The organism is Mesorhizobium xinjiangense (genome assembly GCF_009749525.1).
GTDB classification, from domain to species: Bacteria; Pseudomonadota; Alphaproteobacteria; order Rhizobiales; family Rhizobiaceae; genus Mangrovimarina; species Mangrovimarina xinjiangensis.
In genome coordinates, this window is record NZ_WOAC01000025.1 from 65,909 (window position 1) to 71,908 (window position 6,000).

5 protein-coding genes and 1 tRNA gene are annotated in these 6,000 nt (G+C 68.0%); 5 read left to right on the top strand and 1 reads right to left on the bottom strand.

The window, feature by feature from the left end; genetic code table 11:
- Nucleotides 1-175 precede the first annotated feature (175 nt).
- Genes GM909_RS21820 through nagA form a run of 4 tightly spaced genes read left to right on the top strand, consistent with a single transcriptional unit; the run spans nt 176 to nt 4,018 of the window.
- Nucleotides 176-1,054 carry an N-acetylglucosamine kinase gene (locus GM909_RS21820; RefSeq protein WP_157019331.1) on the top strand — a complete coding sequence of 293 codons (879 nt, stop codon included), beginning with the start codon at nt 176-178 and terminating at the stop codon, nt 1,052-1,054.
- The gene (locus GM909_RS21825) at nt 1,051-1,839 is read left to right on the top strand and encodes a GntR family transcriptional regulator (RefSeq protein WP_157019332.1); all 789 of its coding nucleotides are present in this window, start codon (nt 1,051-1,053) and stop codon (nt 1,837-1,839) included. Before GM909_RS21820 ends, GM909_RS21825 begins: the two co-directional genes overlap by 4 nt.
- Nucleotides 1,836-2,867, top strand: a complete 1,032-nt coding sequence (locus GM909_RS21830; protein WP_157019333.1) for an SIS domain-containing protein — start codon at nt 1,836-1,838, stop codon at nt 2,865-2,867. The genes GM909_RS21825 and GM909_RS21830 overlap by 4 nt, the downstream gene beginning before the upstream one ends.
- Entirely contained in the window at nt 2,864-4,018 is a 1,155-nt protein-coding gene (gene nagA, locus GM909_RS21835) for an N-acetylglucosamine-6-phosphate deacetylase (protein WP_157019334.1), read from the top strand. The genes GM909_RS21830 and nagA overlap by 4 nt, the downstream gene beginning before the upstream one ends.
- 51 nt (nt 4,019-4,069) lie before the next feature.
- Here nagA and GM909_RS21840 read toward each other — a convergent pair whose 3' ends face one another.
- Nucleotides 4,070-5,545 carry a methyl-accepting chemotaxis protein gene (locus GM909_RS21840; protein ID WP_198174346.1) on the bottom strand — a complete coding sequence of 492 codons (1,476 nt, stop codon included), beginning with the start codon at nt 5,543-5,545 and terminating at the stop codon, nt 4,070-4,072.
- A gap of 296 nt (nt 5,546-5,841) precedes the next feature.
- Here GM909_RS21840 and GM909_RS21845 point away from each other — a divergent pair.
- Nucleotides 5,842-5,918: transfer RNA gene (locus GM909_RS21845), tRNA-Arg, on the top strand.
- Nucleotides 5,919-6,000: the final 82 nt, after the last annotated feature.

Below are 6,000 nucleotides of genomic sequence, written 5' to 3' on the forward strand. Positions count from 1 at the left end.
ATACCAAAAAAATACCACTTGTCCAGCCGGCGTTAACCTCTTTTTTGATCGTGTTGATCGAGGCTCCAGATTCTCCCTATTTCTACAATGGTTTGCCGGAATTTCTCCTGTCCTGGCAATTTTACCTTGGTTATTGGTATTTTATTGGTATTATATCGGCCGGAGGACGCTCGACGTGGAACTGATCCTTGGCATCGATGGCGGCGGCACGAGCTGCAGGGCTGCGCTGGCGACGGCGGACGGCAACGTCATCGGCCGTGCCACGGCCGGCGCGGCCAATATCCGAACCGATCTTTCGGGCGCGCGCGCCAACATCGCCGAGGCGGCGCGACGCGCCTTCACCAATGCCGGCCGCGATCCCGATCTGATGACCGGGACTGCGGCGGTGCTCGGCCTCGCCGGTGCCAATGTCGGCACCTACCGCCAGCAGCTCGAGGCGATCCTGCCCTTCGCGCAATCGCGCGTCGTTACCGACGCCGAAATTGCCCTGGAGGGCGCGGTCGGCGCCGGAGACGGCGCGATCGCTATCCTTGGAACCGGCACGGCCTATATGGTGCGCCGGCACGGCCAGGCGCGCGCCGTCGGCGGCTGGGGCTTTCTCATCGGCGATCAGGCGAGCGGCGCCCGCATCGGCCGCGATCTTCTCGAACAGACCCTGCTTGCCCATGACGGCATCCGGCCCGGCTCGGCACTGACCGATGAAGTCCTGTCGATCTTTCGCGGCGAGCCGCAGGACGTCGTCGAGTTCACCACCAACGCCACGCCCGGCGATTTTGCAGGCTTCGCGCCCAAAGTGTTCGACCATGCGGCCAAGGACGACGTCGTCGCCAAATGGATCGTCGGCAAGGCGCTGGGCGAGGTCGAGGTTTCGCTCGACGTGCTCGATCTCGCTACAGACGACCGGTTGTGCCTCCTGGGCGGGCTTGCCGGGCTCTATGCACCCCTGCTGGCGGCGCGCTACCGGGCCATTCTTCAGCCGCCGCGGCAAGACGCCCTGGGCGGCGCCGTCGCCATGGCGCGGCGTCTCTTCGGCGACGAGGGAGCGTCGCGATGAACGATCTCACCGAACGCATCCGTGCTTCGATCCACGATGGCACCCGCCATGGGGCGCCGCTCTATCTGCGACTGAAACGCAGCATCGAAGACGCCGTCGACCACGGCGTGATCCGGCCCGGCGACGCACTGCCGTCGGAACGCGAGATCGCCGCGCAGGCCGAAATCTCACGCGTCACGGTGCGCAAGGCGGTGCACGACCTGGTCAGGAGCGGCCTGCTGGTGCAGCGTCACGGTTCGGGAACCTTCGTCGCTCCGCGCATGGACCGCGTCGAGCAGTCGCTTTCGCGGCTGACCTCCTTCAGTGAGGACATGGCCCGGCGCGGACTGACAGCACGCTCGCAATGGCTCGACCGCGGTGTCTACGCGCCCTCGCCCGACGAGATCATGGTGCTTGGCCTGTCGTCGAAGGAAATGGTGGCACGGCTGGCGCGGCTGAGGCTCGCCAACGATACGCCGCTGGCGATCGAGCGCGCCACGCTCTCGGCGAGCGTCCTGCCCGAACCGGAAGCGGTCGACAGTTCGCTCTATCTGGCGCTGCAGAAAACCGGCCACCGGCCCGTGCGCGCCGTCCAGCGCATTTCGGCCACCAATCTCGCCGCCGCGGACGCCGGGCTTCTGGGCATTGCCAAAGGGGCTGCCGGCCTGAGCATCGAACGCGTATCCTATCTGGACAGCGGCAAGGTGATCGAGTTCACGCGCTCGATCTATCGCGGCGACACCTATGACTTCGTTGCCGAGCTCCGGCTGGGCGACGCCGACGAGAAGGCAGCCATTCGACCATGACATCGTCAACGACCCATATGCTGAACGAAATCCGCGAAATCCCGGACACGGTAGCGCGACTGCTCGACCAGGGTGGCGATGCCCTCGCCGTGGCCGGCAGGGCCTTGCGAGAGGCAGACCCGCGCGTGATCGTCACCATCGCGCGCGGCTCCTCCGATCATGTCGCCGCTTATCTCAAATATGCCGTCGAGCTTGCGGCCGGCGTGCCGGTGGCGTCGATCGGCCCGTCGATCGCCTCGATCTACGGCGCAACGCTGAAGCTCGAACATGCGGCTTCGCTCGCCATTTCGCAGTCAGGCAAGAGCCCGGACATCGTCGCCATGGCGATGGCGGCGCGCGGAAGCGGCGCATTGACGATTGGGCTGACCAACACGACAGGCTCGCCGCTCGCCGGGGTGTCCGACCATGCGATCGACATTCTCGCCGGGCCGGAGCGCAGTGTGGCGGCGACAAAGACCTTCGTCGCCTCGGCGGTGGCAGGCCTGGCATTGATTGCGCACTGGACCGGCGACGACGATCTCGATGCCGCCTTGCGCGCCCTGCCTGACCAGCTTGGCAAGGCAATCGGCTGCGACTGGTCGCCGCTCGCCGCCGCGCTGGACGGCGAGGACTCGCTTTTCGTGCTCGGCCGCGGTCCCGGCATGGCAATCGCCGAGGAAGCGGCGCTGAAGTTCAAGGAAACCTGCGGCATGCATGCCGAGGCCTACAGCGCGGCCGAGGTCATGCACGGGCCGCTGGCGCTCGTGCGGCCGGCCTTTCCCGTTCTGGCGCTGGCCGCGCGCGACAAGTCCGAGCCGTCGATCGCCGAGGCGGCCGATGCCCTGGCGGCGCGCGGCGCGGCGGTGCTGGTCACCAGCGAGCGGGCGCCCAAGGCCGCGCGGCTGCCCTTTGCCGCCACCGGGCATCCCTTGACCGACCCGCTGGCGCTGATCGTCTCCTTCTACGCATTCGTCGAGGCGCATGCACGGGCGCGCGGCCTCGACCCCGACCAGCCGCCCAATCTGCGCAAGGTGACGGAGACGCTATGAGCGAGCGCGCCGCATATTCCGCCGCACGCATCTTCGACGGCGAAGCCTGGCACGAAGACGCCGCGATCCTCACCCGCGACGGGCTCGTCGAGGCTGTCCTGCCCATTGACCGGCTGCCCGCCGGCACGCCGGTGCACCGGCTCGACGGCGGGATGATCGTCCCCGGCTTCGTCGATCTGCAGGTCAATGGCGGCGGCGGCCTGATGTTGAACGACCGCCAGGACGTCGAGACCATCCGCACGATCTGTTCGGCCCACGCGCAATTCGGCACGACGGCGCTTCTGCCGACGCTGATCACCGACACGGCCGAGGTCATCCGCGCCGCGGTCGCCGCGGGCGAGGCCGCCGCGCGCGAGAATGTGCCCGGCTTTCTCGGCCTGCACCTGGAGGGGCCGCATCTGTCGGCCGCCCGCAAGGGCGCGCATGATCCGGCCCTCATCCGACCGATGAGCGCTGCCGACGAGGCGTTCCTGATCGACGCCAGGCGACGCCTGCCGGCACTGCTCGTAACGCTGGCGCCGGAGACCGTGCCGCCGCAACGCATTGCCCGGCTGGCGAAGGCCGGCATCGTCGTCAGCCTCGGCCACACCGACACCGACCATGCCACGATGCAAGAGGCCGCGTCCGCCGGCGCGCGCATGGTCACGCATCTCTTCAACGCGATGAGCCAGATCGGCAATCGCGAGCCGGGTGTCGCCGGCGCCACCCTCGACATTGGCTTGCTCTATGCCGGACTGATCGCCGACGGCATCCATGTCGCGCCGGCCACGATGGGCCTGGCGCTGCGCGCCAAGAAGGGGCCGGGACGCATCTTCCTGGTCACCGACGCCATGGCGACGGTGGGCACCGATCTGCAATCCTTCACGCTCAATGGCCGCACCATCCTGCGCGACAAGGGCCGGCTGACGCTGGCCGACGGAACGCTCGCCGGCTCCGATCTCGACATGATCGCCGCCGTCCGTCTCGTTCACCGTGCACTCGGCCTGCCGCTGGAGGAGGCGCTGCGCATGGCAGCGCTCTACCCGGCGGAGGCAATGAGCCTCGACGCGCAATACGGGCGGCTTGCGCCCGGCGCCCGGGCCGACTTCCTGCATCTGTCGGACAACCTGGAAATCGGCGGCGTTTGGATCGGGGCCAAAGAGGCCGCGTGATACAGGCCTGCGGCTGGATCGGCTCATCGCTTCACGGAAACGACGGGCCGATCAGCGCCCCGCCGGTTGCATAGCGTGGCGCGACGCGTCGGTTGGCCTGACGGGCACTGACTGCGACGCCGGCCCACCGGCGACAGCCGGGCTCTCCGGCTCCGCCGCAATGTCGGGCCGCGCGGTCTGCGGTTCGGTCCTGAAGCGTGTCGGCAGCGCCTCGAGGCATCGGCCGTCTTCTTCCAGCCGGGCGCTTGCGGCGGCGAGTTTGCCGGCAAGCTCGGCGCTCCTGTCCGTCGCGCGCTGAAGACCGTGCAGGACCGTGCTGGTTTCTTCCATCTGGACCGTCCCTTCGCGCATCCGGCCGTGCATCGTGTCCGTGCGAGCGGAAAGGTCGTCCGTCGCCGAAACGAGGCGCTCCATAATCCCGCCTGTTTCCTCGACCAGGCGCACCCCATCGCCCAGCCCGGCCGAAAGGGCCGCGACGAGCCTGTTGACCTCTTCGGCGGCGCCGGCCGAGCGCTCGGCAAGCTGGCGCACCTCGGCGGCGACCACCGCAAAACCGCGCCCGGCCTCGCCGGCGCGCGCGGCTTCCACCCCGGCATTGAGCGCCAGAAGATTGGTCTTGAAGGCGATCTCGTCGACGGCTTCGACGGCCGCGGCGATCTCCTGCACCACGTGTTCAAGCCCACCCATCACCTCGCCCGCCCGGCCGGCGCTGCGCAGACCCAGCCGCGCATCCTCGCCTGCCGTGGCCGCGGCCGTCTCGATCTCGCACGCTGTCTGTGCCAGGCCGTCAAGCGCCGCCGCCGTCTCGTCCAGACGTCCGATGGCCGAGGTGAGCTCCGAAGCCTGCCTGGCAGCGCGCCTCACCACGATGCGCGAATGGTCGGACAATTGGCCGGCATCCGCGGCGAACTGCCCGCTCAATTGCGCGGTCTCCAACATCGCCCATTGCAGTTCCTCCGTCGCGCGGTTGAAATCGTCCTTCATCGGCCGGAATTCGGCCGGAACCTCGACCCTGATGCGCGCCGTCAGATCGCCTTGCGCAAGCCGGGCCAGCGCGGCGCCGACAAGCTTCACAAGGGCGCCATGCAGGCGTTCCGCCGCGCCCCTGGCCGCATCGGCCTGGCCGCGTTGCGCCGCTTCGTCCCTGCGCCGCGCTTCGGCCTCGTGCTCTGCTGCGCGCCTTTCGATCAGCGACAGCCGCAACGCCTCCAGGGCCGTGGCGATTTCAGCGGGGTGACCGGCCCCGTCGATCGGCGTGGCGAGATCGTCCTGGGCCAACCGCCGGATATCAGCGGCCGCATGTTTCGTCTGCCGCGCAACGCCCCAACGCAGAAGAACAAGGAGGAAAACGACCAGAAAACAGGCGCCACCGATCTGGGCGATCACGAGATCACGCTTGAGCGCATCGGGCCCCTGCGTGCTTGCGACCCGCTCCGTGGTGAAGGTGACGAGCATCAGAGCAACCAGGCCCACGGCAAGAACGACCAAGGCCGTCGTGAACAGCCCGCCCCTTCTCGCCCGATGCATGCCTGCCCCCATCAACACCCTTTCACACTGGCGAACCGGGCGCGCTAGCCCCGACGCCGAATCAAGAATTCGACCGGCCCAGCCTACCGGCCCAACCTTGCGCCGGTCTGGCCGGGAACGCGGCCTGCAGCCCCAGGGCAATCGGGCATGCCCCCGTACGCCACCTCGCGGCAACGCCCGAATCGCAAACGCACATGCATTGGTCATTGAAGCGGGCGCCCGCTTCGGCTATGTAGCGCTTGATCCGGTGGACCGCGCCGGACACGACATGAAGGGCCCACAAGCCCTTTCGACCAGCACCCGTAGCTCAGCTGGATAGAGCGCTGCCCTCCGAAGGCAGAGGTCACAGGTTCGAATCCTGTCGGGTGCGCCATTTCAGTACGGTCCGTTCCGGACACATTGGTTACAGTTTATATCGGAGACATGGGTAACACTTTCGGCCCGAAGGGGTTTTG